Genomic DNA, 26,975 nt, shown 5'->3' on the forward strand with positions numbered 1-26,975 from the left:
TTTCAGCATTGCCATACGCGGGGAAGGGGGCCGGGGCGCAGCACCGACAGCAGGCGCACCATCTGCAGCCGCAGGGGCCAGGCATCGGCGGCCATCAGGCGTATCACCAGCCGCCCCGCGAAGGCCGAGGCCGCCCCCCGCACACCATCCACGTCCAGGGACGCGCGCACCGGACCCAGCGCATCCGCCGCCCCCGGCGCCGCCAGAATGACCGAGGCCACCGCCCGCACCCCGTCCAGCCCCGCCGCCCCCATGCGCAGGGCGGCATCGCACAGGCGCAGCACTTCCATATGCAGGGGCACCGCGCCCCGCCGCAGGATGCGCCAGTCGGTGAATGCCGTCCGGGCTACCCTCTCGCCCATGGCGGCGCGGCCCAGAACCACGGTTTCCGCCATCAGGCAGGTGGCGTCCGGGGCAAGGTCGATCTCGGTCCGGCGGCGGGCGGCCGCGTGGTCGAAGAGGATCGTCTCCTGCGGCAGCCAGTCCAGATGCGCGCCCGCGCCGACCTGCGCCCGCACGCCGATCTGCGCCAGCCCGCCGGGGCTGCGATAGATGCGCTCGGCGGTCTGGGTGGTGGCGGTGAGATGGCAGCCGGGGCCCAGGGTCAGCGCATAATCCAGCCGGTCACAGCCCGTCAGCCCGCCCGAAGTGTTGAGGAATACCACCTCTGGCGCGGGTCCCGGCAGCACGATCGCCTTGGCTGACCCGGACTGGTGCAGTTCTCGCAGACATATGCGCCGGTCCGACAGGGCAAACCCCGCATGGGCCGCGCCCTTGCTTCGCTGCAGCTGTTCGATCCCGGCCTGCGCGTTCATGCCCTTCCCCCGTTCGCCCATGACCAAGACACCAGGGCGGGCGAAGCTCAATCTTGCGCGGCGGGGATGGGGGCGGGACGTTCGCTCGACCGTCCTTCGATGCACGGAATTTGGGCGACAGGCTCAAAAATCAGGCGGTGCCGAAAGGGGCTGCGCGGCTGCGATATCCTGCCCCTGCCATCGGCAGGGGCAGCGCCCCCGGGGCGCGCGGGGTGGGTGGGTGGGCGCGGCCCGGGGGCGCTTCTGCGGCGCTTGCCAGGCCCGGTGACGTTTCAGCCCAGGGCGCTGGCCAGTGCCAGAAGCCCCGTGCGCAGGTCCGCGCGGGCCGTGTCTTCGGCCGGGTTATGGCTGATCCCGCCGATGGAGGGCACGAACAGCATCGCCGAGGGCACCACCGCTGAGACATTGCACGCATCATGCAGCGCGCCCGATGGCAGGCGCTGCCAGCGCCCCGGCGCCACAGCCTCGGCCCCTGCCGCCAGCCGGTCCACCAGGGCCTCATCCATACGCACCGGGTCCAGCTTCAGCCCCTCCTCGGTGGCCAGTTGCAGCCCCCGCTGCGCGGCCACCCGCTGCGCCAGTTCCAGCGCCGCATCGCGCATGGCATCCAGTCGCGCGGCCTCGGCATCGCGCATCTGCACCGATACCGTCGCCGCCCCGGGCACGATCGAGGGCGCATTGGGGTCCACCGTGATGCGCCCCAGGGTCCAGACGGTGCGCTCGGTCACCAGTGGCGCAAAGACGCCGTTAAGCTCGTGAATATACTGCCCCAGCGCCTGCACCGCATCGCGCCGCAGTGCCATGGGCGTGGTGCCTGCGTGATTTGCCTGTCCGGTGAAGGTGAAGCTCCAGCGCCGGACGCCGACAATCGCCTCAACCACGCCAAGGGCCAGCCCGGCGGCCTCCAGCCCGGGGCCCTGTTCGATATGCGGCTCCACATAGGCCGAAAAGCGTGCGGGCGGCATGTCTCCCATCGGGCCGATCTGCGCGGCCGCCTGGCGGGCATCGCCAAAGCGGACACCTTCGGCATCGACTGTCTCATCCGCCTCGGCCAGGGTCATCCGGCCCGCCCAGACCGCGCTGCCGCCCAGACCTCCAAAGCGGCCTTCCTCATCCTGAAAGGACACCACGGCAATCCGCGAGCCCCCGGTTTCCAGCGCCGCGCGGGCCAGCTCCAGCCCGCAAACCACGCCATAGATCCCGTCCAGCCACCCGCCCAGCGGCTGCGTATCGCTGTGCGATCCCACCAGCAGGCAGGGCGCATCCCCGGGCGGCAGGCCGAACAGGTTCCCGCAGGCGTCCACCGTGACCTCCAGCCCGGCGGCGGCCATGCGCTCGGCCAGCCAGCGCCGCGCGGTGATATCCTCGGCGCTGAAGGCAATGCGCGCAACGCCGGTCCCGACGGCGCCGATGGTGCGCAGGTGGTCCAGTTCGGCCAGAAGACGGTCGGGGTTCACGGGGATGGGGGGCATGGGGGATCCTCTGGTCGGGGCAACAGGCTGCGCAGACTGCGATCGGCTGACGGAAAAGTAAAGCGCAGCGCCGCGGCGCAAGAAGGCGCTTGGAATCGCGGCGGGAAACTGCATCACTGCGCACAGATGACCTTGATGACCGGAGACCCGCCATGACCCTGCCGCAGCATCCGTCGCAATTCTATATCGGTGGCGCATGGGTAGACCCGGCCCCGGGCGCGCAGACGCTTGCCGTCGAAAACCCCGCGACCGAGGAAACCGTCACCCATATCGCCTGTGGCACCTCGGCGGATGTGGATCGCGCCACAGGTGCCGCGCGCGATGCCTGGCCCGCCTTCATGGCCACCCCCGTGGCCGAGCGTATCGCCCTGCTGCGCCGTATCCACGCCGCCTATCTGGACCGGGCCGATGATCTGGCCCATGCCATGACCGCCGAAATGGGCGCGCCCATCACCTTCTCGCATGAGGCGCAGGTGGCGGCGGGCGATCTGCACATGGCCGCCACGATCGAGGCCGCCGAGCGTTTCGCATGGGAAGACACGCGCGGCACCACCCGGCTGATCCGCGAGGGGATCGGCGTGGCGGCGCTGATCACGCCCTGGAACTGGCCCATGAACCAGATCGTCTGCAAGGTTGCGCCGGCGCTGGCGGCGGGCTGCACCATGGTGCTGAAACCTTCGGAAATCGCACCGCTTTCCGGGCTGATCTTTGCTGAAATCCTGCATGAGGCGGGCGTGCCGCCCGGTGTGGTCAACCTTGTCAACGGCACCGGCCCCGAGGTCGGCGCCGCCATGTCCGCGCATCCGATGGTGGATATGGTGTCCTTTACCGGCTCCACCCGCGCGGGCGTGCAGGTGGCCGTGGCCGCGGCGCCCACGGTGAAGCGCGTCGCGCAGGAGCTGGGCGGCAAATCGCCCAACATCATCCTGGCCTCGGCCGATCTGGACGCGGCAGTGGCCGCCGGGGTCGATGCCTGCATGGACAACTCGGGGCAAAGCTGTGACGCGCCCACGCGCATGTTCGTGCCCCGCGATACCTATGCCCGCGCGCTGGAAGCCGCAGCTGCCCGCGCCGATGCCAAGCGTGTGGGCGATCCGCTGGACAGCGAAACCGATATGGGCCCTTTGGTCAGCCGCGCGCAATTCGACAAGGTTCAGACCCTGATCGAGGCCGGCATGGCCGAAGGCGCCCGCCTGATCGCCGGAGGACCGGGCCGCCCCGAAGGCCTCAACCGGGGCCATTTCGCCCGGCCCACGGTGTTCGGGGATGTGGCCAATACCATGACCATCGCGCGCGAGGAGATCTTTGGCCCTGTGCTGTCTGTCCTGCCCTATGACAGCGTGGATGACGCCGTGGCCATGGCCAATGACACGGTCTATGGCCTGGCCGCCTATGTCCAGGGCGCCCCCGATGAGGCCCGCGCGGTGGCGCGGCGCCTGCAGGCCGGGCAGGTGCAGATCAACGCGCCGGACTGGGACGTGCACGCACCCTTTGGCGGCTACAAGCAATCCGGAAACGGGCGCGAATATGCCGATTGGGCCATCCATGATTTCTGCGAACTGAAGGCGCTGGTCGGTTACGGCGATGACTGAGCTTTGCCGCGCAGTAATCTGAAATAAAGGGAGAAAGCGGCGATGCATTATGGCTATATCGGGCTGGGCAATCTGGGGGGGCATTGTGCGGCGCGGCTGGCGCAGGCGGGGTTTGGGCTGAGCGTGCATGATCTGGACCGGACCCAGGCCGCGCCGTGCATTGCGCTGGGCGCGGCCTGGGCCGACAGTCCCGCCGATCTGGCCGGTGCGGTGGATCATGTCATCACCTGCCTGCCGTCTCCGGCGGTGACGGCGCAGGTCCTGGACCAGATCCTGACGCAGATGCGCCCCGGCGCAACCTGGATCGAAATGTCCACCCTGGGGCGCGATGATGTGCTGGCCTTTGCCGAACGCGCCAGCGCCCATGGGGTGCGGATGCTGGAACTGCCGGTGACGGGGGGCGTGCATCTGGCCGCGCGGGGTGAGATCACCATGCTGCCCGGGGGCGATGTCGATCTTGTAGAGCTGCACATGCCTGCGCTGGAGGCCATGGGCAACCGGGTCTTTCACATCGGGCCGCTGGGGTCTGCGTCGATCATCAAGGTGATCACCAACATGCTGGCCTTCATCCACCTGAAAGCCAGCGCCGAGGCGCTGATGCTGGCAAAGCGCGGCGGGCTGGACCTGGGCCAGGCCTGGGCGGCGATCCAGGCGTCCTCGGGCAATTCCTTCGTGCATGAAACCGAAGGCGCGCTGATCCTGAACGGCTCGTATGACATCGGGTTCAATATCGATCTGGCGCTCAAGGATCTGGGTTTTGCGCTGGGATTCGGACGCGAATTCGGCGTGCCGCTGGATCTGGCATCGGCCACGGAACAGACTTATGTGGCCGCGCGTGCCGCCTATGGCGGGTCGGCGGAATCGCCCATGATCGCCAGGTTGCTGGAGGATCTGCTGGACACCGACCTGCGCGCCGAGGGGTTCCCCGCCCGGCTTGAGTAACCCCGCGCCCCTTGCCCCGCCCCGCCCCAGAGCAGACCGAGCCCCCGATGTCCGACCCGCAGATCTTTGACAGCCGCTATTCCTGGACCCGGTTGGCGGTCACCCTGGTCATTGCCACCATCGGCAATGTGGGGATGTGGTCGGTCATCGTGATCCTGCCTGCGGTGCAGGCGGAGTTCGGCGTCTCGCGGGCGGACAGCGCGCTGCCCTATACGCTGACCATGCTGGGGTTTGCGCTGGGCAATCTGGTGATCGGCCGCGCGGTGGACCGCTTTGGCGTGACCTATGCGCTGATCGGGGCCAGCCTGCTGTCGGGGCTGGGCTATCTGGGAGCGGCGGCCAGCGGGTCGATGCTGATGCTGTCGCTGGTGCATTTCGTCATCGGGCTGGGCACGGCGGCCAGCTTCGGGCCGCTCATCGCCGATATCTCGCACTGGTTCTTCCGGCGCCGGGGCATTGCCGTGGCCGTCACGGCCAGCGGCAACTACCTGTCCGGGGCGATCTGGCCAATTGTGCTGGCGGGGGTGCTGGCGGACCATGGCTGGCGCGCGGTCTGCCTGGCGCTGGCGGTGATTGTCACGGTGCTGGTGATCCCGCTGGCGCTGCTGCTGCGCCGCCGGGTGCCGGAGCTGACCATGACGGCAACGGCGGGCCATGCCTGGGGTCCGCGCGGCGGCACGGGATTTTCCCCCAGGGCCCTGGCCTGGCTGCTGGCCCTGGCCGGGGTGGGGTGCTGCGTGGCCATGTCCATGCCGCAGGTGCATATCGTGGCGCTCTGCGTGGACCTGGGCTATGGCCCGGCAGTGGGGGCCGAGATGCTGTCCCTGATGCTGCTGGGGGGCGTGGTCTCGCGCGTGGTCTCGGGGCTGGTGGCGGACCGGCTGGGGGGCGTGCTGACGCTGCTGATTGGATCGGTGCTGCAGATGCTGGCGCTGTTCCTGTATCTGCCTGCGGGGGGGCTGGTTTCGCTCTATATGGTCAGCCTGGTCTTTGGGCTGGCGCAGGGGGGGATCGTGCCGGCCTATGCGCTGATCGTGCGCGAATACATGCCCGCGCGTGAGGCTGGCGCCCGGGTGGGCTTCGTGATCATGGCCACCATCCTGGGCATGGCGCTGGGGGGCTGGATGTCGGGCTGGATCCATGATGTCACCGGCTCGTACCAGTTGGCCTTCATCAACGGGATCGTCTGGAACGCGATGAACATTGCCATCATGCTGCTGATCCTGAGCCGCACGCTGCGGCCCCGAACGCCGCAACCCGCCCGTGCCTGAAGCCCCGGGGGTGTTGCCTCGGGGGGGTGGTCATGTAGAGTGACATCATGAATGATCCCAAGCGCCTGCGCGAATTACGCATCCTCATGGGCAAGGATTATGTCCTGCTTCTGCGGCAGGTTCTGCAGGACATGGAGGAGCCACACGCACACCTGCGCAAGGCGGTTTCCCGGCGGGAGGGGGTGATCGCTGCCCTGCACGCCCTGCGCGGCGTGGCCTCGAATGCCGGCTGCGACGATCTGAACACGCTGTGTATTCAGGCGGAAAAGGCCCTGCACGGCGGCATATTCCCCGCAGCCTGCCTTGCCGCCATAGACGCGGCGATCCGGCGCTGCCGCAGCCTGCTGGAAAGCGAGGTCGCCGCCGTGGCAGGACGCTGAGCCCCCGCTGCCCGCGCGCTGCCCGCTCAGAAATCCAGCAGCACCGAAGCGATGCCGAAATACATCAGCACCCCCAGCACATCGGCAATCGAGGTCACCAGCGGCCCCGAGGCCGCCGCCGGGTCGCGGTCAACCTTGGCGAAGATGAACGGCAGGCACATGCCCAGCAGCGCCCCGATCAGCACGATCGCCACCATCGACAGCGCCACCACCACGGCGATTTCCGGCCCCCCGCGCCAGACCCCGATCAGCGATACCGCCAGCGCCATGGTCAGCCCCAACGCCAGCGCAATCACCGCCTCACGCCCCAACAGCCAGCCGAAATCGCTGACCCGCACATCGCCCGTCGCCAGCGCGCGCACCATCAGCGTGGCCGATTGCGTGCCCGCATTCCCGCCTGACGCGATCAGCAGCGGCAGGAAGAACAGCAGCGACAGATGCGCGGCGATGGTATCCTCGAAGGCCGCGATCCCCGCGCCCGAGAAGATGTTGCCGAAGACCAGCAGCACAAGCCAGTAGATCCGCGCCTTGTAAAGCATGGCGATGGTCGCTTCGGCCACCGAGGTCTCAAAGGGCGCGACCATCCCGCTCTTGTGAATGTCCTCGGTGGTTTCGTCTTCGACCACGTCCATGGCGTCATCGGCGGTGACGATCCCCACCAGCCGGTCCTCGGCATCCAGCACCGGCAGCGCCAGCAGGTCATAGCGGGCGACCATGCGGGCGGCTTCCTCCTGCTCGGCCTCGGCGCGGATCCAGATCGGATCGGTCTCCATCACGTCCGAGACCGGCTGGCGGGGGCGCGCGGTCAGAAGGTCGCGCAGGCTGACCACGCCCACCAGCTGGCGCGCGTCATTGACGATATAGGCATTGTAGATCGTCTCGGCCTCAAGCGCCTGGGCGCGTAGGGCCTCGATCGCCTCGCTCGAGGTCATCTCCGGGCGCAGCGTGGCATAGTCCGAGGTCATCACCGACCCCACGGTCCATTCCTCATAGGCCGCCAGCCGCCGCAGATCCTCGCGCTCCGCCTTGGTCAGGGCAGGCAGGATGGCCTCCTGCGCCTCGGGCTCCAGATGCTTGTAGAGGTCGGCGCGTTCGTCATGGCTCATGGCGGTCATCAGCCGCGCCAGTTCGCGCCGTGACAGGGCGGTGGCAATCGCCACCTGGCTGGAAGGGCGCAGATAGCCGATCAACTCGGCCTGATCATGCAGCGGCAAAAGGCGCATGGCCTGCAGGTCATGGTCTGCGTCCAGCTCTTCGACATAGGCGGCAACATCGGCCAGTTCCTGCGTTTCCAGGAATTCGCGGACCGTCGTCAGCTCGTTGTCGCGCAACAGGCGTGTGATTTCCAGTGCGATGAAGGCAGCATCGACATAGCCGTCCTGCTGAGCATCGGGATCAAATCGGAAATCCGCAAGGGTGGTGTGTTTCGTCATCCCCGATCCTCCTGCCAAAGCGCAAGGGCGGGGCAGCAGGCGATCACTCCCGCATGCCGGGCGCGGCCCTGCGCGTCATGTTCCGGGGCGCTTGCCCCGCTGATAGGCCTGCCCCCGCTTTCGGGGCCAGACTGGAACCGCCGTCCATCAACGTTCCGCTATGTTGCGCCCCTCTGATCGCAAGGAGCAGGCGAAGCGATAGGGCGCAGAGCAGGGCTTGTCAAACCCCCCGGGCGGGACGGGATCGCAATTTCATGCGCCACCGCGGGTCAGGGTGCAGCGGCAGACCGCCGTGGCAAGCCTGCAGGGCTTCGGACAGGATGAGCATCACCTGCCAAAGTACTCTGCAGGCAGGGATATATACGCGTAGCCCTGCAAAGGAAAACGCCCGGCACGCATTCGTGCCGGGCAGCGCCCATGCGGCGCGGGGTGGGTGGGCGGGCGCGACGCATGGGCGCTGCCTGCCCGCCGGTTGAGCCCGGAAAACCCCGTCCGGGGTCAGCGATCCTCAACTTCGGAATAGGACCGACGCGGCGCCCCGGTGTAAAGCTGACGCGGCCGCCCGATCTTCTGCTGGGGATCGCCGATCATTTCCTTCCACTGGCTGATCCAGCCGACGGTGCGCGACAGCGCAAAGATCGGTGTGAACATCGAGGTCGGAAAGCCCATGGCCTCAAGGATGATGCCGGAGTAGAAATCGACATTCGGATAGAGCTTCTTCTCCACGAAGAACTCATCCTCCAGCGCGATTCGCTCCAGCTCCTTGGCGACCTTCAGCGTCTCGTTATCCTCGATCCCCAGAAGGTTGAGCACCTCATCGGCGCTTTCCTTCATGACCTTGGCGCGCGGGTCGAAATTCTTGTAGACCCGGTGGCCAAAGCCCATCAGGCGGAAGGGGTCATCCTTGTCCTTGGCGCGCTTGATGTATTCCGGGATGTTGTCCACGGTGCCGATCTGGCGCAGCATCTCCAGGCAGGCCTGGTTCGCCCCGCCATGGGCCGGCCCCCAGAGGCAGGCAATGCCGGCGGCGATCGAGGCAAACGGATTGGCCCCCGATGACCCGGCCAGGCGCACGGTCGAGGTGCTGGCATTCTGCTCATGGTCGGCATGCAGCATCATGATACGGTCCATGGCCTTGGCCAGGATCGGATCAACCACGTATTCCTCGGACGGAACGGCAAAGCACATGTGCAGGAAGTTGGCCGCGTAATCCAGGTTGTTCCTGGGGTACACGAAGGGCTGGCCGATCGAATACTTGTAGGCCCAGGCGGCGATGGTCGGCATCTTGGCGATCATGCGGATCGCGGCGACCTCGCGCTGCCAGGGGTCGCTGATATCGGTGCTGTCATGGTAGAAGGCGGACATGGCGCCGACCACACCGACCATGATGGCCATCGGATGGGCATCGCGCCGGAACCCGCGAAAGAAATACTGCATCTGTTCATGCAGCATGGTGTGACGGGTGACGCGGGTTTCGAAATCCTCCAGCTGCGCGGCGGTGGGCAATTCGCCATAGAGCAGCAGGTAACAGACCTCCAGGTAATGTGACTTGTCAGCCAGTTCGTCGATCGGATATCCGCGGTGCAGCAGCTCGCCCAGGTCGCCGTCGATATAGGTGATCGAGGATTGGCAGGATGCGGTCGAGGTGAAGCCCGGATCGAAGGTGAAGACATCACCATCGGCGTAAAGCTTTCGGATGTCGATCACATCGGGGCCGACGGTGGGCGATTGCATCGGCAGTTCAAGCGTTTTGCCGTTGAAGCTGAGCGTCGCCTTCGAGGTGTTTTCAGCCATAGCACATCCTTTCCCAGAAGCCTGCGCGCCGGGGCGCCAAGCAGGCGGTTGAGCCCTCTATGGGCGGCCATCTGCCGCCGCTGTCAGGCTGTAGCATCCTCGATCCGGGCCAGGGTTTCCTCCCGGCCCAGTACGAGCATCATGTCAAACACGCTCGGGGTGGCCATGCGTCCCGCAAGGGCCGCGCGCAGCGGTTGGGCCAGCTTGCCCAGCCCCAGGTCGCGCGCTTCGGCCGCTTTGGTGACAACCCCCTCCAGAACCTCGCGCTGCCAGATAGCATTTTGCAGCTGCGGCGTCAATTCCCTCAGTATACCACGGGATACATCGTCCAGTGCCCTGGCCGCTTTCGCGTCCGGCTCGATCGGGCGCGAAGTCATTACAAAATGCGCCTTTTCAATAATTTGCGGAAAACCCTTCGCGCGATCCCTGACCATGGGCATGGCGCGCATCAGGCCATCGCGCTGACCTTCGGTCAAGGGGGGGGCACCGGTGATTGCCAGGAATTCCTCCAGTTCATGCAGCAGTGCAGCATCGTCGCCCGCGCTCATGTGCAGCGCGGTCAGATGGTCCAGTTTCTTCAGGTCCAGCCGCGCGGGGGCCTTGTTGATCCCCTCCAGCCCGAACCACTCCAGCGCCTGGGCATCGGTGAAGAATTCGTCATCGCCATGGCTCCAGCCCAGCCGCGCCAGATAGTTGCGGATGGCCGCAGAGGGATAGCCCATGCGCTGGTATTCCTCGATCCCCAGCGCACCATGGCGTTTGGACAGTTTCTTGCCATCGGGGCCATGGATCAGCGGGATATGCGCCCAGACCGGCACCTCCCAGCCCATGGCGGCATAGACCAGCATCTGCCGCGCGGCGTTGTTGAGGTGATCATCCCCGCGGATCACATGGGTCACGCCCATGTCATGGTCATCCACCACCACCGCCAGCATATAGGTCGGCGTCCCGTCCGAGCGCAGGACGATCATGTCATCGAGCTGGTCATTGCCGATGCGCACATCCCCCTGCACCGCATCCGCGATCACCGTCTCACCCTCCAGCGGGGCCTTCACGCGGATGGCATAAGGGGCATCGGGGTGGGTGGCGGGGTCGGCCTCGCGCCAGGGCGAGCGATAGAGGGTCGAGCGCCCCTCGGCCCGGGCGGCCTCGCGGAAGGCCTCGATCTCGTCCTGGGTGGCAAAGCATTTGTAGGCGGCGCCGCTGGCCAGCATGGCATGGGCGATTTCGGCATGGCGGTCGGCGCGGGCGGCCTGGCTGATCGCCTCGCCGTCCCAGTCCAGCCCCAGCCAGCGCAGGCCGGTCAGGATCTTCTCGGTCGCCTCGGGGGTGGAGCGGGCGCGGTCGGTGTCTTCGATCCGCAGCAGGAACTTTCCCCCGCGACCGCGCGCGAACAGCCAGTTGAACAACGCCGTGCGCGCTCCCCCGATATGCAGGAACCCGGTGGGCGAAGGCGCAAAGCGGGTCACAACCGGGGTCGGGGTGTTCGGGGGTGTCATTGCGGGTGTTAACCTTTCTGTAACCAAGATGCGTGTCAGCTAAGGCGCAAGGACACAGTGGCAATGTCTTAGGGAATCGGCAGTAGGGTGGCAAGAGTGCTGCAGGATGTCACCGCGCCCCTGCGGGGGTGGCCACGGGGTTTGGCCCCCGGGGGGCTTTCGCTGGCCTGGGTGGCGGGGCTGCGGGGGCGGCTGTTCCTGTTTGTGCCGGTGGTGCTGGCCTGCGGGATCGGCGCCTATTTTTCCCTGCCGCGAGAGCCGACGCCTCAGGAATGGGCGGCGCTGGGGCTGGCGGTTCTGGCCCTGGCGGGTGCGGCCTGGCGACTTCCGGAGAACGCCGCGCCGCTGGCGCTGGGGCTGGCGCTGCTGGGGGCGGGGCTGGGGGTGGCGGGCCTGCGCACGCATCTGGTCGCCGCGCCGGTGCTGGGCTGGCACTACTACGGCGCGATCGAGGGGCGGATCGTGGTGATCGACCGATCCTCGGGCGATGCGCTGCGGCTGACGCTGGATCAGGTGGTGCTGGAGCGGATCAGCCCCGGGCGCACCCCGGAGCGGGTGCGGGTCTCGCTGCACGGGCAGCAGGGCTTCATCACGCCCGAACCGGGGATGCGGGTGATCCTGACCGGGCATCTGTCGCCGCCCAACGCGCCCTCGGAACCCGGCGGGTTCGATTTTCGCCGCCATGCCTGGTTCGAAGGGCTGGGCGCAGTCGGTTACACGCGCACGCCCGTCCTCGCGCTGGCGCCGGCCGTTGAGGGGAGCGCAGGGTTGGCGGTGCAGCGGTTGCGGATGCGGATTTCGGCGGCCGTGCAGGCGGAACTGCCCGGCGATACCGGCGCCTTTGCCGCCGCCATCCTGACCGGCGACCGCGGGGCCATCAGCCGTGAGCGGCTGCAGGACCTGCGCGATTCGAACCTGGCACATCTGCTGGCGATCTCGGGGCTGCATATGGGGCTGTTGACGGGGGTGGTGTTTGGCGCCCTGCGGCTGGGGCTGGCGCTGATCCCGCCGCTGGCGCTGCGCCTGCCCACGCGCAAGATGGCGGCGTTGGGGGCGCTGGGGGCAGGGGCGTTCTATCTGCTGCTCTCGGGGGGGAATGTGGCCACGGAACGCGCCTTTGTCATGGTGGCGGTGATGCTGGTGGCGGTGATGCTGGACCGGCGCGCGATCTCGCTGCGGTCGGTGGCGATTGCGGCAACGCTGATCCTGTGCCTGCGGCCCGAGGCATTGCTTTCGGCCGGGTTCCAGATGTCATTTGCGGCCACGATTGCGCTGGTTGCCGTGTTCCGCGCCCTGCGCGAGGAACGGGATTGGCGCGCGCGCATGCCGCGCTGGACGATGCCAGTGGTGGGGCTGGTGGTCTGTTCGGTGGTGGCCGGGCTGGCCACGGCACCGGTTGCGGCGACGCATTTCCACCGGGTTTCGGAATACGGGTTGCTGGCCAATCTGCTGGCGGTGCCGCTGATGGGGTCGCTGATCATGCCGGCGGCGGTGCTGGCGGCGGTGCTGGCGCCGCTGGGGTTGCAGTGGGTGGGGTTGTGGCTGATGGATCTGGGCACCCGCTGGATCCTTTGGGTGGCGGCCTGGGTGGCGGGGCTGGAGGGGGCGGTGATGCCGGTCCCCGCCGCCCCGGGCTGGGTCTTGCCGGTGATGGCGCTGGGGGCGTTATGGGTGATCCTGATCCCGGGGTGGGTGCGGGCAACGGGGGTAGCTGCCTGCGCCCTGGCCCTGCTGGGCTGGGGCATGGCGCCGCGGCCGGGCGTGCTGATTTCGGGGGATGCAGCTCTGGTGGGGGCGATGACGCCGCAGGGCCGGGTGCTGAGCCAGCCGCGATCCTCGGGCTATGCGGCGGCGAACTGGCTGGCAGGCGATGGTGACGGCGCCGCGCAGGCGGAGGCCTTTGCCCGCCGTTTCACCCCCGAAGACCGCGGCGCAGTGGTGCTGCGGCTGGGAGAAACGGAGTTCGTGCATCTGAGCGGGCGGGGCGCGCGCGCGGCGCTGGCGGATGCCTGCCGCCCCGGGCGGGTGGTGGTGATCACGGTCGAGCCCGAGGACCGCCCCGGCGGGTGTCTGATCCTCGCGCCCTCGGACCTGCGCGACAGCGGTGCGTTGGCCTATGCGCTGGACCGCAACGGCGCGCTGCGCGGGGTCAGCGTGGCCGAGCGCGCGGGGGTGCGGCCCTGGACCGGGCGTGGAGCGGGCCGCCCGGCCCGGGCGCCGCTGCCGTGACCGATCGGCGCGGTTGCCGGGCGGCCGGGGATATGCCAGCCTTCGGGCACGTTCGGGGGGGTGCATTGCAAGGGGGTTGCATGAGTTTTCGGTTCTGGCGGCGCGTTCGACTGGCGCCCGGTGTCACGCTGAACCTGTCGAAGTCCACGGCCTCGGTCTCGTTCGGGCCGCGCGGGGCCAAATACACCATCAGCCCGCGGGGCAATCGCTCCACCGTGGGGCTGCCGGGGACGGGGCTGTTCTATACGGTGCATGACCGGCCGGGCGGCGCGCGGGTGCCGCAGCGGGACCGGCTGTCTCTGGGGTTCTTTCGCCGGTTGGTCACGCCCGCCGATGAGCGTGGCTTTGTCGATGGGTTGCGCGCCCTGAACGACGGCAAGGACGCGGTGGCGCTGGAAGAACTGGAGGCTGCGCGCACGCTGCCTGACGCGGCCTGGATGGCGGGGATGCTGCGTCTGCAGCGCGAGGATCTGGCCACTGCCCGCGCACATCTGACCCGGGCGCTGGAGGGGCGGGCGGAGTTGGGCGTGCTCTATGCCAAATACGGGATCGATGCGCAGATCAGCCTGCCGGTGACCGATGAGATCACCGCCCATGTCCGGCCGCGGGAGCGCGGGACTCGGCTGGCCTTGGTGGAGATAGCCCAGGCCGAGCGCGATCCCGCCAGCGCCATGGGCCATATCGAGGCATTGTTGGTGGCGGGCCCGGGCGATCCGGTGGTGGTGCTCTCCTTCGCCGAACTGGCGCTTGATACACCCGGGGACCGCGCTTTGATGGAGCGGGTGGTGGAGGTGACCGCGGGGCACGTGAATGAGACCCCGGTGGATACGGCGGTGCTGCTGTATCGCGCGCGGGCGCTGGTGGCGCTGGGCCTGCCGGAGGCCGCGATCAAGGTGCTGACATTGGCGAACCGGCGCCGCAAGGACCGCCCCGTTACCTTGATGCGCCAGATCCGGTATGACCGCGCGGTGCTCCATGAGCAGATGGGCCGCCGAGCGCAGGCGCGGCGCGCGTTTGAGCGGCTATATGCCGAGGATCCGGGCTTTGCCGATCTGCGCGACCGGTTGGCGCTTTCGCCATCGCCCGGCGCTGCGTGAGAGCACTTGCGCAGCGCCGGGTGATGGAGTAATGGGACCGAAGCTGCGGGTATCGTATAGTGGTTATTACATGGGCTTCCCAAGCCCAGGAGGCGGGTTCGATTCCCGCTACCCGCTCCAGCCCTTCCTGCCGATGTTCGATCAGGTGCCGATATAGCGGTCGCGGCGGTGGTTGATGGCGATGATAAGGTTGACGATCAGCGCCCCGAGCGCCGAGTAGAGCACCAGCATCGGGTCGATCAGCGCGAAGGCCAGGGCGAAGATGCCTGCATCGACCGCCAGTTGCACCCAGCCCGCCTGCACGCCGAGCCTGTCCTGCACCCAGAGCGCCAGGATCCCGACACCGCCAAGGCTGGCGCGGTGGCGAAACAGCGCGAGCAGCCCGGGACCGGTCACCACGCCGAACAGGATTGCCGCGCCCAGCGGGTGCAGCCTGTCGAAGGTGATCAGCAGCGGGATGAGAGCGCTGAAGAGTGACAGCAGCCCTACGGCGACGAATGTGCGCACCGTGAAGCCCATGCCCATGCGCGCGAGCGCCAGGGCATAGAACGGCAGGTTGATGGCGAAGAACACCGGGCCGAAGCTCCAGCCCGTAGCGTAGGAGATCAGCACTGCAAGCCCGGCGGTCTGGCCCGTCACCAGACCGGCCGAGGTCAGCACATGCACGCCAAAGGCGCAGATCAGGGAACCGAACAGCAGGCCCTGCGCATCTTCGAGCAGGGAATGCGGCTGGGGGGCTGGGGGTGTTGGCGTGGTCATCGGATCAGTGCATCGCCGTGTCGGAGAACAGGTTGATCACCAGGATGCCGGCCATGATCAGGCCGATACCGGCCAGCGCCGGCAGGTCCAGTTTCTGGCCAAAGACCAGGTAGCCGATGGCCGCGATGAAGCAGATCCCCAGGCCCGACCAGATGGCATAGACCACGCCCACGGGCATGTATTGCAGGGTGATGGACAGCAGGTAGAAGGAAATCCCGTAGCCGAAGACCACCACCACCGACGGCCCTGCGCGGGTGAATTGCTGGCTGGCCTGCAGCGCCGTGGTGCCGATGGTTTCAAACAGGACGGCGAGGCCGAGAAACAGCCAGTGCATGGGCGGACTCCGGGGTGCGAGGGTTTCAGACGCAAGCTGTCGCAGAATCTGTTGCCCGGGGCAAGCGGGCGGCGGCTCTGGACCGGGGGCGGGTTCGCGCTACGTCCAGTCCGGCAGCGAACAGGAGGGTTTCATGAAGCCGATGGACAGGATGCGTGCACCGCTGGCCGGATTTGCGGCGCTGGCGATCGCCATGGGTAGCAGCATGGCGGCGGCCGAGATCATGGGTGACACCGTCAGTTACGAGATCGACGGGATGGCCTATGAGGGCTATGTCGCCTGGAACAGCAATCTAGAGCAGTCCCGCGGGACGGTGCTGATTGTCCATGACTGGAACGGGATTGACGCCTATGAACGCCAGCGCGCCGAGATGCTGGCGGCCGAAGGGTTCACCGCCTTTGCCATCGATGTCTATGGCGCCGATGCGGACCCGCAGGGGATCGAGGATTATCGCCGCCTTTCGGGCGAGATGTATGCCGACCGGGACATGTTCCGCAGCCGTCTGATGGGCGGGATCGAAGCGGCTGCGGACCTGCCCGGGGCGGGCGGGCCGGTGGTGATGATGGGCTATTGCTTTGGCGGGGCGGCGGTGCTGGAAGCGGCCCGCGCGGGCGCGGAGCTGGACGGGTTCGTCAGCTTTCACGGTGGGCTGGACCTGCCAGAAGGGCAGGATTACAGCGCCGTCGCCGCGCCGGTGATGCTGTTTCATGGCTCGGCCGATCCGGTGTCCGGGATGGCGGATCTGGCAGCGCTTCTGGATGATCTGCAAGACGCCGGGGTGCCCCATGATGCGCAGGTCTTTGGCGGTGCGCGCCATTCCTTCACCGTCTGGGGGTCAGGGGATTACGATCTGCGCGCCGACCGCGACAGCTGGTCGGGGCTGCTGCGCTTCCTGGACCGGGTGATGTGAGCGCTCAGATCGGGCGGCCGGCGTTCATGTTGGCGACGGCGCGCTCGATCTCGCGCAGGCGTTCGGCATTGGGCGGGTGCGTGCCAAGGAAACGGTTGCCCGGATCCGGCAGACGGCGAAACAGTTCGGCGCCGCGCAGGGGATCGTAGCCACCACGCGCGGCGACCAGCGCGCCAAGGCGGTCGGCCTCCAGCTCGAACGCCTTGGAATAGCGCCGCGCGCCCACCGTGGCGCCGACATTCACCAACTCTCGCGCGGTGGCGTCGCTGACGCCCGAGAGCGCCGCCACCAGCCCGCCCAGCAGCGCGCCGGTCATGGCCTGTTCCTGCATCCGGGGCAGGTGATCGGCAATATGGTGGGCGGCCTCATGGCCGAAGACCAGCGCGATCTCATGGGGGCTGCGCATGTCATCGATCAACGCCAGGGTAAATCCGATCACCGGGCGCCCGCGTTCATCACGGGTGTGAAAGGCGTTGGGGGGCTGGCCGGGGCGATCATCGAGCACCACCAGGAAGTTGCAATCCAGATGCGGGGCACGTTCGCGGCAGACCTGATTGGCGGCGGGGCGCATCCGGGTCACCACCTGCGCGAAATCGGCGCGGGTGGTGGCGGTGCCGGGGGCCGAGGGGGCGGGAGCAGAGGGCGGCGCGGTGCTGACCGGGGGCAGAGGCTCCAGCGTGCAGGCCGCCAGCGCCAGGGCCATGACCGCGATCACGCCGCGCAAGGTGAAGTTCCGCATACCTGTCCCCTTTGATACAGGCCGGAGTTTAGCGTGCCCGCGACCGCGCGACAATTCCGCAGGCGTTCACAGCTGCGCGCAGAAAAAAGGGGGGCGTGTGGCCCCCCTTTTCCGGTTGTCGCACAGTGGCCGCGCTCAGCTGACCAGTGCCTTGTTCAGGTATTCGTCAACCTTTTCCAGATAGCCCATGGTGCTAAGCCATTTCTGATCCGGGCCAACCAGCAGCGCCAGATCCTTGGTCATATGGCCATCCTCAACCGTCTGGACGGTCACGCGCTCCAGCGTCTCGGCAAAGCGCAGCAGCTCGGCATTGTTGTCCAGCTTGGCGCGGTGCTTCAGCCCGCCGGTCCAGGCAAAGATCGACGCGATGGAGTTGGTCGAGGTCTCCTTGCCCGCCTGGTGCTGGCGGTAGTGGCGGGTCACGGTGCCGTGGGCGGCCTCGGCCTCGACCACCTGACCGTCCGGGGTCATCAGCGCCGAGGTCATCAGGCCCAAGCTGCCGAAGCCCTGCGCCACGGTGTCGGACTGCACGTCGCCATCATAGTTCTTGCAGGCCCAGACATAGCCGCCGGACCATTTCATGGCGCAGGCCACCATGTCGTCGATCAGGCGGTGCTCATAGGTGATGCCCGCTTCCTTGAACTTGTCGGCGAATTCCTCGTCGAACACTTTCTGGAACAGGTGCATGAAACGGCCGTCATAGGTTTTCAGAATGGTGTTCTTGGTGGACAGATACACCGGATAGCCGCGCGCAAGGCCATAGTTCATGGAGGCCCGGGCGAAATCGATGATCGACTGGTCCAGGTTGTACATGGCCATGGTGACACCGGCGCCGGGGGCGTCGAACACCTCTTTTTCGATCACGGTGCCGTCTTCGCCCACGAACTTGATCGTCAGCTTGCCCGCGCCGGGGAAGTGGAAATCGGTCGCGCGATACTGGTCGCCAAAGGCGTGGCGGCCGACGATGATCGGCTGGGTCCAGCCCGGAACCAGCCGGGGCACGTTCTTGCAGATGATCGGCTCACGGAAGATCACGCCGCCCAGGATGTTGCGGATGGTCCCGTTGGGCGAGCGATACATGCGCTTGAGGCCAAATTCCTCGACCCGGCCTTCATCCGGGGTGATGGTGGCGCATTTCACGCCAACGCCATATTTCTTGATCGCATGGGCGGCATCGACGGTGATCTGGTCATCGGTGCGGTCGCGCTCCTCGATGCCCAGGTCATAGTATTTCAGGTCGATATCCAGATAGGGCAGGATCAGCTTCTGCTTGATGAAGTCCCAGATGATCCGGGTCATTTCGTCGCCGTCAAGTTCGACGACCGGGTTATCCACCTTGATCTTGGTCATGCGTGCCTCCGCTTGGGGTGAGTCGGTTCCAGCGTCTCATACAGCAAGCGGGGCAGGATGCAAAGACTTGTATGCCGATGTATACCGAAATCGCGTGACTCAGAGGTCCAGCACGCCGATTGCGCCCAGACCGTTGAGGACGAACTGCACCGACAGCGCCGCCAGCAGCATCCCCAGCAGGCGCGTCACCACCATGGACCCGGTCCGCCCCAGGGCGCGTTCGATCATTCCGGCGGCCAGGAACAGCACGAAACACAGCGCCACCACCCCCAGCATGATCAGGTTGACGGCCACGATCCCGGTCCAGACGCGCCCGGCATCGTTGATCAGCAGGATCATCGCCGCCATGGCGCCCGGTCCGGCAATCAACGGCATGGCCAGGGGAAAGACCGAAGGGTCCTCAACCACATCGGCGTGACCTTCGCGGCGTTGGGTGCGGCGGTCGAACAGCATGTCCAGCGCAGTCAGGAACAGCAATATCCCCCCGCCGATCTGAAAGGCGGGCATGGAAATGCCGATGAAGGCCAGAAGCGCATCGCCAAAAAGGCCAAAGACCAGCAGAAGCCCGGCTGCAATGACACAGGCCCGCAGCGCCACGCCCCGCCGCTGGGCAGAGGTCATCCCCTGCGTCAGCGCCACGAACAGCGGCGCCAGGCTGATCGGATCGATCACCACCAGAAGGGTGACGAAGGTGGTGATCAGAAAGGCGGTTTCAACCATGCGATGGCATCCCTGCTGCGAAACTCCAGTCTGCGCCGGAAGCAGTCCCTGGGGAAGGGCGCTCAGCCTTTGTTGGCGCGCCCCTCCAGCACGGCATTGGTCACCCCGCCCAGCAGCACCGCATAGGCGGCGACATAGAACCACAGCAGCATGATGATCACCGCGCCGATGGAGCCATAGAGCCGGTTGTAATCGGCAAAATGCGCTAGGTACCAGTTCAATCCGACCGAAGCCCCCAGCAACAATGCCACCGCCACGACGATCCCGGGCCAGAGCACCATACCCGGTTCAGCCGCACCATCGCGGTTGGGCCCGTAGCGATAGAACAGTGCCAGCCCCACCACCACCACCGCCAGGGCCACCATCCAGCGCAGGATTTCGGCGATCACCGCATAGAACCCGCCCAGCGGCACAAAGGCCAGCACGATGGGCAGCACCACCAGCAGTATCATCGCCGTCACACCGACCGAAACCATGGCAACGGTCAGCGCCAGCCCGTGCAGGTAAAACATCAACCCGCCGCGCGCCGGCAGGCCATAAACCGCCGTCAGCCCGCGCGACAGCCCCCCCACGCCCAGACGCGCCGACCACAGCGCGATTGCCAGCGACAGAAGCGATGTCCAGCCCAGGGTCGATTCATGGGTCTGCATCAGCCCCTGAAGCTGCGCGCCGATAAGGTCCACGGCCTCGGGTGGCAGCAGTTCGGAATAGTCCCGGAACGCGGTTTCGATGATCTCGGGGTCCGCGAAATAGCCGAAGACTGACACCAGCGCGGCCAGGGCCGGGAACAGGGCAAATATCCCGTAGAATGCAACGCCGGCGGCGGCCAGATCAATCCGGCGCGCCCCCATTGTATCATTGACCGCGAGGAGTGTCCGGACCGCGGGTGCAATCCGGCCCAAAGTCACTGCGCGATGGCCAGGTCGCCCAGGGATTTGCCTTCGGCAAGCGCGGCCTCAATCCATTTCGGCCGCCGTCCACGCCCGGTCCATGTCTGGCTGGGATCAGCAGGGTTGACGAATTTCGGAGGCAACCCGCTGCGCGATTTCTTGCCGCCGGACTTCAGAAGTTCCGCAAGGGAGAATCCTTTCTCACGTGCGAGTGATTCCACCTCGGCAAGAGCGGCGATCTTTTCGCGGTCCTTGTAGGTTTCGATTGCCTTTTCCACATCCCGGCGCAGCTTCTTCAGCTCTTCCAGCGACATTTGATTCAGGTCGTTCATTCTCATGCTCCGAATTTCCATGCCTGTAGCATTGAACAACCCCGGGCGATTTGTAAAGACCGCCCACGCGGATTTGCGCGGGGAATTGCCAACCGGCCCTGCAGGAATTACGGAGGCGCAGACCGGGTCATTCTCCGCGCCAGCATTTCAGGACATAGCGGCTGGTCATCAGATCCAGATGCGCCCCGCCGCCATTCTTGGCGATGGTGATCTCCGTGTCCGCATTGCGCGCGAAGAGCCCGTTCGGGACGTCGTAATAATCGGCGCGAATCGCATCGCGGGTGATGGTGCCCGCGGCCAGCGGGATCTTCAATTCGCCGATATGGTCCAGGGTGGTGGCGCGGCTGTCCACGAACACCGTGGCGCGGCGCAGGGCGGTGTCATCGACCTCGCGCATGTCGGGGCGGTAGGCGCCGATCAGGTCCAGATGCTGCCCGGGCTGCAGCCAGTCGCCCTGGACCACGGGTGTGGTGGACATGGTGGCGGTGCAGATGATGTCGGCGCCGCGCACGGCCGCCTCCAGGTCCGGGGCGAAACGGGCATTGGCATGGCGCGCGGCCAGGGCGCGGGCGGCATCGGGGCTGCGGTTCCAGATGGAGAATTGCGCATCCGGAAACAAAGCGCCGTAGGCTTCGATCATGTTGGCGCCGACGGTGCCCGCGCCGACAATGGTAATGTTGCGGCTGTCGGCGCGGGCCAGCAGGCTGGCGGCATAGAGGCTGTCCCCGGCGGTTTTCCATTTGGTGACCAGATGGAAATCGACAATCGCCTCCAGCGTTCCGTCGCTGTCGGAATAAAGATTGACGGCCCCGTTGACCATGGGCTTTCCGGCGCCCGGGTTTCGGGGGAAAATGGTGGCGGTCTTTACCGCGCTGCCCAGGCCGTCGATCCAGGCCGCGCGGGACAGCAGCGTATCCGGATCGCGGTAAAGAAAGGTGTCGCCGATTTCAGCGCGCGGCAATTGGTGCCCTTCGGCAAAGGCTTTCAGCAAAGCCCGCCAGCTCATGCGGGATTCGACCTCGGGTCCGATGATCTCGATTTCCATTCGGGCTATCCTTTTTTGCCAGAGAAATGCCAGGGGTCAACCGCCTGCGCGCCGGAGTGCATTGTCCAGCGCCCGCGAAAAGCGCGCGCGGTCGGATCTGGAAAAGGCCTTGCCGCCGCGCTGCACCCGCATGGGGTCGGCGGCGCGCAGATCGGCCATCAGATCGCGCGTGGCCAGAACATTGCCGATATTGGCCGCCGTCAGCGCGCTGCCATCATGGCGCAAGACCTGCGCGCCCGCGGCCACGGCCTTTGCGGCCAGCGGGATGTCATCGGTCACCACCACATCGCCCGCCGCGGCGTGATCGGCGATCCATTTGTCGGCCACATCGGCCCCCTGATCCACATAGACCATGCGCACCAGCGGATTGGCCGAAGGCCGCAGCCCGCCATTTGTCACCAGCACCAGCGGGACGCGGTGGCGGTTGGCGACAGCCTCGGCCTCGGCCCGGACGGGGCAGGCGTCGGCATCCACATAGATCGTGGTCACGCCCTATCGGCCCAGGGCGCGGGCGTGAAACCGGATATGGCTGGCCATGAAGCTGGAGACAAAGAAATAGCTGTGGTCATAGCCCGCCTGCATCCGGAAGGTGCCGGGCTGGCGGCGCGCGGCCATGGCCTGGGCCAGGGCTTCGGGCATCAGCAGGTCCAGGAACTGATCCGCGCTGCCCTGATCCACCAGCACCTCACCATCAAAGCCCTGGCTCTGCATCAGCAGTGTGGCGTCATGGGCGGCCCAAGGGGCCTCATCCGCGCCCAGATAGGCCGCAAACTGCTTGCGCCCCCAGTCGCTGGCGGTCGGATGCGCAATCGGCGCAAAGGCCGAGACCGAGGCATACCGCCCCGGCAGCGACATCGCCAGCGTCAGCGCCCCGTGCCCGCCCATGGAATGCCCGGTGATCGCCTGCGCGCCCTCATCCAGCGGGAAATTGTTGAACAGCACGCGCGGCAGTTCGTCGGCCACATAATCCCACATGCGGAACTGCGGCGCCCAAGGGGCCTGCGTGGCATTGACATAGAACCCTGCGCCCTGGCCCAGATCATAGGCGTCATCATCAGCCACGCCCTCGCCCCGGGGCGAGGTATCGGGGAAGACCAGCGCCAGCCCCCGCCGCGCGGCATGTTCCTGCGCGCCCGCCTTGACCATGGCGTTTTCATGGGTGCAGGTCAGGCCTGAAAGAAACCACAGCACCGGCACGGGGCGGTGCTGCGCCTGCGGCGGCAGGAACAGGCCGAAGGTCATCTCACCGCCCGTGGCCTGGGACTGGTGGGTATAGACACCCTGCACACCGCCAAAGGCGCGGTTTTCCGAAACTGTCTTCATGGGGACCTCCGATGCTTTGGCGCGGTTCTGTCAGAAGCCGCTGACCCATGCAATGATGACGGGAATGGTGGCTATGCTGATGACGGTGGAAATCAGGATCGCTGCCGACACCCGCGCCGGCCCCACCTGATACTGCTGCGCCAGGATGAACACATTGCCGGCCACCGGCAGGGCCGAGGCCGCGATCATCACCCCCGCCGTCACCGGGTCAACGCGAAAGATCACCAGCGTTGCCAGCGCCACCAGGGCGGGATGCAGCACCAGCTTGCCGAAACACAGCCAACTGACGATGCCCAGCCGCTCGGCCCGCTTGTCGGCCAGCGAAGCGCCGATGGCAAACAGCGCGCAGGGCGTGGCCGCCGCCCCCAGCAGCACCATGAAGTCGTTGATCGTGCCCGGCAGCGGCACGCCACTGGCGGACCATAGCAGACCCAGCGCCATGGACATGACCATCGGGTTCTTCCCCACCGCGCGCAGCAGGATGCCCGGCAGTTCGGGGCTGATCCGCCCTTCACGCGCAAAGGTGATCAGCATGGTGAAGAGCGACGAAAAGACAATCAGGTCAATTGTCAGGATCATCAGCACCGCCGGAACCGACTCCGGGCCCAGCAGCACCACCAGCATCGGCACCCCCAGAAACCCGGTATTGCCGATGGTGGCGGTATGCGCCTCGATCGTGGCTTCGGACAGCGGGCGGCGGCGCAGGAACGCCACCCCCATCACCAGCGCGTAAAGCACCAGACACGCCCACAGATAAGCCGAAAACGCCCGCATCTGGAACAGATCGCCCAGGCTCAGATTCGCCGCAAAGCCGAACAGCATGGCCGATAGCGCAAAGTAGAAGACGAATTTCGTCAGCCAGGCCGTGGCCTCGGGGCCAAAGGCACCCGCCCGCCCGGCGCCGAAGCCCAGGCCAATCACCGCAAAGAACGGCAGTGTCTTGAGGAAGATCTCAACCATGGTCACATCGCCGTTAGCAGAAGCCCCGGCGCTCTACCAGAACCTGACAGGGTTTTACCTGCCGTCCGAAGCGACTATGCTGCCCCCGAAGCCGGAGGCAAGATGACATTCGCAGCACCCCGCCTGCGCAAGGGGCGGAAATTCGAACAGGTGGTCGAAGGCGCGCGCGCGGTCTTCATGGCGGCCGGCTATGATGGCGCCAGCGTGGACGAAATCGCCCGCGTGGCCGGCGTTTCAAAGGCAACCCTCTATAGCTATTTCCCGGACAAGCAGGTGCTGTTTACCGAAGTCGCCCGCCGCGAATGCCTGCGCCAGGCCGATGAAGCGCATGAGTTGATCGACTCCGCCGCCCCGCCCGCCAAGGTGCTGGACGCGGTCGCCCGCCGGATCATCGCGTTCTACACATCGGATTTCGGCCGCAACATGTTCCGCATCTGCGTGTCCGAGGTCGACCGCTTCCCCGAACTGGGCCAGCGTTTCTACGACAGCGGCCCGCAATTGGCCCGTGAACGGTTGGGCGGCTATCTGCAAGCGGCCACGGCACGCGGAGAGCTTGCCATCGACGACATCGACCTGGCCGCCGACCAGTTCCTGCAACTGTGCCATGTGGATCTGATGGACCGCGTGGCCTGCCAGGTTCAGCTCAGCTTCACCGGGGCCGAGGTTGATCGCGTGGTGCAGGGGGCGGTGCGGATGTTCCTGGCCTGCTACGGTACCGGCAGCGCAGCAGGGCAGGGGGCGTAGAGCGCGCCCCCGGGGGGGACGGCCCGCTTGCGGAGCCGTCCGGGGGCAGAGCCCCCAACCCGCGCGCAGCGCCAGAAGGCTTGCGCGCGGAACGCGCGCTCCGCTGGCTCAGCTCCGAAAGGTCATTCCCATTCGATCGTCCCCGGCGGCTTCGAGGTGATGTCATATGTCACTCGGTTGATCCCGCGCACCTCGCCCACCAGCCGCGTAGCCGTTTCCGACAGGAATTCGTGGCTGAACGGATAGTAATCCGCCGTCATCCCGTCCACCGATGTCACCGCGCGCAGCGCGCAGGCAAAGTCATAGGTCCGCCCGTCGCCCATCACCCCCACGGTACGCACCGGCAGGATGGCGACAAACGCCTGCCAGATCTCGTCATAAAGCCCGTGCTTGCGGATCTGGTCGATGAAAACCGCATCCGCCCGGCGCAGGATCTCCAGCTTCTCGCGCGTGATCTCGCCGGGGCAGCGGATCGCCAGCCCCGGTCCGGGGAAGGGGTGGCGGCCGATGAAGCTCGGCGGCAGGCCCAATTCGCGGCCCAGCGCACGCACCTCGTCCTTGAACAGCTCGCGCAGCGGCTCCACCAGCTTCAGGCCCATCTTCTCGGGCAGACCACCGACATTGTGATGGCTCTTGATCGTCACCGACGGCCCGCCGCTGAACGAGACACTTTCGATCACATCCGGATAGAGCGTCCCCTGCGCCAGAAACGCCGCCCCTTCGATCCCGTCGGCGTAATGCTGGAACACGTCGATGAACAATCGCCCGATGGTCTTGCGCTTTGTTTCCGGATCGGAAATACCCTCCAGCGCCGACAGGAAGCGTTCGGATTCATCGGCATGGATCAGCGGGATGTTGTAATGGTCGCGGAACATGGTGACCACTTCCTCGGCCTCGCCCAGCCGCAGCAGCCCGTGGTCCACAAAGACGCAGGTCAGCTGGTCGCCGATGGCCTCGTGGATCAGCACCGCGGCCACGGAACTGTCCACGCCGCCCGACAGCCCGCAGATGACCTTGGCGTCGCCCACCTGTTCGCGGATGCGCGCCACCGCCTCGGCCCGGTAGGCGCCCATGGTCCAGTCGCCGCTGAACCCGGCCAGACGCACGAAGTTTTCCAGCAGCTTGCGGCCGTTGGGGGTGTGGTGCACCTCGGGGTGGAACTGCACGGCATAGAAATGCCGCGCCGGGTCCGCCACCATGGCCAGCGGCGCACCGCCGGAGGTTCCGATCACCTCGAACCCAGGCGCCAGGCGTGTGACCCGGTCGCCATGGCTCATCCAGACTTCCTCGCGCCCGGCGGCGAACAGCCCGTGGAAGATCCCGTCACCCTTGTGCCCCGGCGCGGGTTCGACAAAGGCGCGCCCGAACTCGGCATGGTGCCCGCCTTCGACGGCACCGCCCAGTTGCACCATCATCACCTGCTGGCCATAGCAGATGCCCAGCACTGGCACCCCCATGGCAAACAGCGCCTCCGGCGCGCGCGGGCTGCCCGGGCGCGTCACCGAATCCGGCCCCCCTGACAGGATCACCGCCTGGGGCGCACGCTCGGCCAGCAGCGCCTCGGTCACCTTCTGATAGGGGTGGATTTCGCAATAGACATTCAGCTCACGCAGGCGGCGCGCGATCAGCTGCGTCACCTGGCTGCCGAAATCGACGACAAGAAGAAGATCATGGGATGCGCTCTGGGTCATGGCAGTGCCATAGGCCGCGCGCGCGCCCTGCGCAAGATCATCCTCTCGCCAGCACCTGCCACGCGTCGATCTCCTCTGCGCACAGCAGGGCCCTGACCCGTGGGATCTGCGGGTCCTGCTCAACCAGCGCCTTCTCGCGCAACAGGCAGGCCTGTTCGGGCGCGGCGTCGAATGCCTGATCGATTCGGAACCGCAGCACCTGACCCGCTTCCAGCCGATGCTGCAGCACACTCAAACCCTTCCCCTTGCCTACATGGTGTTCGCCACCTGATACAAGCTTCCGCAATGTGAGGCGCGGGGCAGCGATGCGGGACCTTTCTGCCGTTGGTCATTGGGCGCGAAGCCGCGCTGCGTCGGGCCGCGGTGCGGCGATCCGTGCTGTGAGCTATCGTGTTTCATGGCAGCCAGATCCGTGAAACTTCCAGGCTATGCAGTTGTGGCAGCCAAGTCGCCGTGCCGGGGGGCGGCCTGGCGAGGCGCGGCGGGCTGACGCCCTTGATTCCGCGCCGGGAAGCGACCGCTCAGGGCTCCAATCCGTCACACGGTGTCTTGTGTCGGGAGCCTGCCAGTAGAAGCGCACACGCTCCGGCCCCAGCCGCAGTGACGTAGGGAAGCGGTCCGCGCCAGGTGCTGCAAGACAGGCGCGCAGACCCG

General features: G+C 66.7%; 26 protein-coding genes and 1 tRNA gene. 9 read left to right on the forward strand and 18 right to left on the reverse strand.

Features of this window, described 5'->3' with window-relative positions; translation table 11 throughout:
- Positions 1-2: 2 nt before the first annotated feature.
- Both HUK65_RS09510 and HUK65_RS09515 read right to left on the reverse strand, forming a co-directional pair.
- Positions 3-815 (reverse strand): urease accessory protein UreD, encoded by an 813-nt coding sequence (locus HUK65_RS09510; RefSeq protein ID WP_179905980.1) that lies wholly within the window; start codon positions 813-815, stop codon positions 3-5.
- Between the two features lie 272 nt (positions 816-1,087).
- The gene (locus HUK65_RS09515) at positions 1,088-2,287 is read right to left on the reverse strand and encodes a M20 family metallo-hydrolase (protein ID WP_179905930.1); all 1,200 of its coding nucleotides are present in this window, start codon (positions 2,285-2,287) and stop codon (positions 1,088-1,090) included.
- A 152-nt stretch (positions 2,288-2,439) separates the two neighbouring features.
- Between HUK65_RS09515 and HUK65_RS09520 the strand changes: the two genes are divergently transcribed.
- From HUK65_RS09520 to HUK65_RS09535, 4 genes are read left to right on the forward strand one after another with little or no spacing between them, the layout of a single operon-like run.
- Positions 2,440-3,879 carry an aldehyde dehydrogenase family protein gene (locus HUK65_RS09520; protein WP_179905931.1) on the forward strand — a complete coding sequence of 480 codons (1,440 nt, stop codon included), beginning with the start codon at positions 2,440-2,442 and terminating at the stop codon, positions 3,877-3,879.
- A 42-nt stretch (positions 3,880-3,921) separates the two neighbouring features.
- Complete coding sequence (locus HUK65_RS09525) at positions 3,922-4,821, forward strand: NAD(P)-dependent oxidoreductase (protein WP_179905932.1); 900 nt, start codon at positions 3,922-3,924, stop codon at positions 4,819-4,821.
- Positions 4,822-4,868: 47 nt separating this feature from the next.
- Positions 4,869-6,092: an MFS transporter gene (locus HUK65_RS09530; protein ID WP_179905933.1), complete on the forward strand. Its 1,224-nt coding sequence runs from the start codon at positions 4,869-4,871 to the stop codon at positions 6,090-6,092.
- Positions 6,093-6,139: 47 nt separating this feature from the next.
- Positions 6,140-6,472 carry an Hpt domain-containing protein gene (locus HUK65_RS09535; RefSeq protein WP_179905934.1) on the forward strand — a complete coding sequence of 111 codons (333 nt, stop codon included), beginning with the start codon at positions 6,140-6,142 and terminating at the stop codon, positions 6,470-6,472.
- Between the two features lie 26 nt (positions 6,473-6,498).
- On the opposite strand, the gene mgtE is transcribed toward HUK65_RS09535, so the two are convergent.
- From mgtE to gltX, 3 genes are all read right to left on the reverse strand, one after another.
- Entirely contained in the window at positions 6,499-7,905 is a 1,407-nt protein-coding gene (gene mgtE, locus HUK65_RS09540) for a magnesium transporter (protein ID WP_179905935.1), read from the reverse strand.
- Positions 7,906-8,403: 498 nt separating this feature from the next.
- Complete coding sequence (gltA, locus tag HUK65_RS09545; protein ID WP_179905936.1) at positions 8,404-9,699, reverse strand: citrate synthase; 1,296 nt, start codon at positions 9,697-9,699, stop codon at positions 8,404-8,406.
- An 83-nt stretch (positions 9,700-9,782) separates the two neighbouring features.
- Positions 9,783-11,198, reverse strand: a complete 1,416-nt coding sequence (gene gltX / locus HUK65_RS09550; protein ID WP_179905937.1) for a glutamate--tRNA ligase — start codon at positions 11,196-11,198, stop codon at positions 9,783-9,785.
- A gap of 96 nt (positions 11,199-11,294) precedes the next feature.
- Between gltX and HUK65_RS09555 the strand changes: the two genes are divergently transcribed.
- The 3 genes from HUK65_RS09555 to HUK65_RS09565 all read left to right on the forward strand — a co-directional run bounded on the left by HUK65_RS09555 (position 11,295) and on the right by HUK65_RS09565 (position 14,644).
- Entirely contained in the window at positions 11,295-13,427 is a 2,133-nt protein-coding gene (locus HUK65_RS09555; protein WP_327787087.1) for a ComEC/Rec2 family competence protein, read from the forward strand.
- Between the two features lie 80 nt (positions 13,428-13,507).
- Complete coding sequence (locus HUK65_RS09560; protein WP_179905938.1) at positions 13,508-14,524, forward strand: DUF4236 domain-containing protein; 1,017 nt, start codon at positions 13,508-13,510, stop codon at positions 14,522-14,524.
- A 45-nt stretch (positions 14,525-14,569) separates the two neighbouring features.
- Positions 14,570-14,644, forward strand: a tRNA-Gly gene (locus HUK65_RS09565).
- A gap of 21 nt (positions 14,645-14,665) precedes the next feature.
- On the opposite strand, the gene HUK65_RS09570 is transcribed toward HUK65_RS09565, so the two are convergent.
- Together HUK65_RS09570 and HUK65_RS09575 are read right to left on the reverse strand one after the other, a co-directional pair.
- Positions 14,666-15,283 (reverse strand): YitT family protein, encoded by a 618-nt coding sequence (locus HUK65_RS09570; RefSeq protein ID WP_179905939.1) that lies wholly within the window; start codon positions 15,281-15,283, stop codon positions 14,666-14,668.
- A gap of 4 nt (positions 15,284-15,287) precedes the next feature.
- On the reverse strand, positions 15,288-15,617 hold the full coding sequence (locus tag HUK65_RS09575; protein WP_179905940.1) for a DMT family transporter: 330 nt from the start codon (positions 15,615-15,617) through the stop codon (positions 15,288-15,290).
- A 133-nt stretch (positions 15,618-15,750) separates the two neighbouring features.
- Here HUK65_RS09575 and HUK65_RS09580 point away from each other — a divergent pair, with 133 nt between their 5' ends.
- The gene (locus HUK65_RS09580) at positions 15,751-16,527 is read left to right on the forward strand and encodes a dienelactone hydrolase family protein (RefSeq protein WP_235441871.1); all 777 of its coding nucleotides are present in this window, start codon (positions 15,751-15,753) and stop codon (positions 16,525-16,527) included.
- Between the two features lie 4 nt (positions 16,528-16,531).
- On the opposite strand, the gene HUK65_RS09585 is transcribed toward HUK65_RS09580, so the two are convergent.
- The 9 genes from HUK65_RS09585 to HUK65_RS09625 all read right to left on the reverse strand — a co-directional run bounded on the left by HUK65_RS09585 (position 16,532) and on the right by HUK65_RS09625 (position 23,886).
- The gene (locus HUK65_RS09585; RefSeq protein WP_179905941.1) at positions 16,532-17,266 is read right to left on the reverse strand and encodes a M48 family metalloprotease; all 735 of its coding nucleotides are present in this window, start codon (positions 17,264-17,266) and stop codon (positions 16,532-16,534) included.
- 135 nt (positions 17,267-17,401) lie between these two features.
- Positions 17,402-18,616, reverse strand: coding sequence for an NADP-dependent isocitrate dehydrogenase (locus HUK65_RS09590; RefSeq protein WP_179905942.1), 1,215 nt, complete (start codon positions 18,614-18,616; stop codon positions 17,402-17,404).
- A 99-nt stretch (positions 18,617-18,715) separates the two neighbouring features.
- Positions 18,716-19,336 carry a MarC family protein gene (locus HUK65_RS09595; RefSeq protein ID WP_179905943.1) on the reverse strand — a complete coding sequence of 207 codons (621 nt, stop codon included), beginning with the start codon at positions 19,334-19,336 and terminating at the stop codon, positions 18,716-18,718.
- A 62-nt stretch (positions 19,337-19,398) separates the two neighbouring features.
- Positions 19,399-20,187 (reverse strand): YihY/virulence factor BrkB family protein, encoded by a 789-nt coding sequence (locus HUK65_RS09600; protein ID WP_179905944.1) that lies wholly within the window; start codon positions 20,185-20,187, stop codon positions 19,399-19,401.
- 53 nt (positions 20,188-20,240) lie between these two features.
- Positions 20,241-20,579, reverse strand: coding sequence for an H-NS histone family protein (locus tag HUK65_RS09605; protein WP_407692427.1), 339 nt, complete (start codon positions 20,577-20,579; stop codon positions 20,241-20,243).
- A gap of 106 nt (positions 20,580-20,685) precedes the next feature.
- Entirely contained in the window at positions 20,686-21,603 is a 918-nt protein-coding gene (locus tag HUK65_RS09610; RefSeq protein ID WP_179905945.1) for an ornithine cyclodeaminase family protein, read from the reverse strand.
- Positions 21,604-21,639: 36 nt separating this feature from the next.
- Positions 21,640-22,092: a YaiI/YqxD family protein gene (locus HUK65_RS09615; protein ID WP_179905946.1), complete on the reverse strand. Its 453-nt coding sequence runs from the start codon at positions 22,090-22,092 to the stop codon at positions 21,640-21,642.
- Positions 22,093-22,095: 3 nt separating this feature from the next.
- Positions 22,096-22,926 carry an S-formylglutathione hydrolase gene (gene fghA / locus HUK65_RS09620; RefSeq protein WP_179905947.1) on the reverse strand — a complete coding sequence of 277 codons (831 nt, stop codon included), beginning with the start codon at positions 22,924-22,926 and terminating at the stop codon, positions 22,096-22,098.
- 30 nt (positions 22,927-22,956) lie between these two features.
- Complete coding sequence (locus HUK65_RS09625) at positions 22,957-23,886, reverse strand: AEC family transporter (protein WP_179905948.1); 930 nt, start codon at positions 23,884-23,886, stop codon at positions 22,957-22,959.
- A 102-nt stretch (positions 23,887-23,988) separates the two neighbouring features.
- Here HUK65_RS09625 and HUK65_RS09630 point away from each other — a divergent pair, with 102 nt between their 5' ends.
- Positions 23,989-24,630, forward strand: a complete 642-nt coding sequence (locus HUK65_RS09630; RefSeq protein WP_179905949.1) for a TetR/AcrR family transcriptional regulator — start codon at positions 23,989-23,991, stop codon at positions 24,628-24,630.
- A gap of 122 nt (positions 24,631-24,752) precedes the next feature.
- On the opposite strand, the gene guaA is transcribed toward HUK65_RS09630, so the two are convergent.
- Together guaA and HUK65_RS09640 are read right to left on the reverse strand one after the other, a co-directional pair.
- The gene (guaA, locus tag HUK65_RS09635; RefSeq protein WP_179905950.1) at positions 24,753-26,321 is read right to left on the reverse strand and encodes a glutamine-hydrolyzing GMP synthase; all 1,569 of its coding nucleotides are present in this window, start codon (positions 26,319-26,321) and stop codon (positions 24,753-24,755) included.
- A gap of 37 nt (positions 26,322-26,358) precedes the next feature.
- Positions 26,359-26,556, reverse strand: a complete 198-nt coding sequence (locus HUK65_RS09640) for a hypothetical protein (RefSeq protein ID WP_179905951.1) — start codon at positions 26,554-26,556, stop codon at positions 26,359-26,361.
- Positions 26,557-26,975 lie beyond the last annotated feature (419 nt).

The organism is Rhabdonatronobacter sediminivivens (assembly GCF_013415485.1).
Taxonomy (GTDB): Bacteria; Pseudomonadota; Alphaproteobacteria; order Rhodobacterales; family Rhodobacteraceae; genus Rhabdonatronobacter; species Rhabdonatronobacter sediminivivens.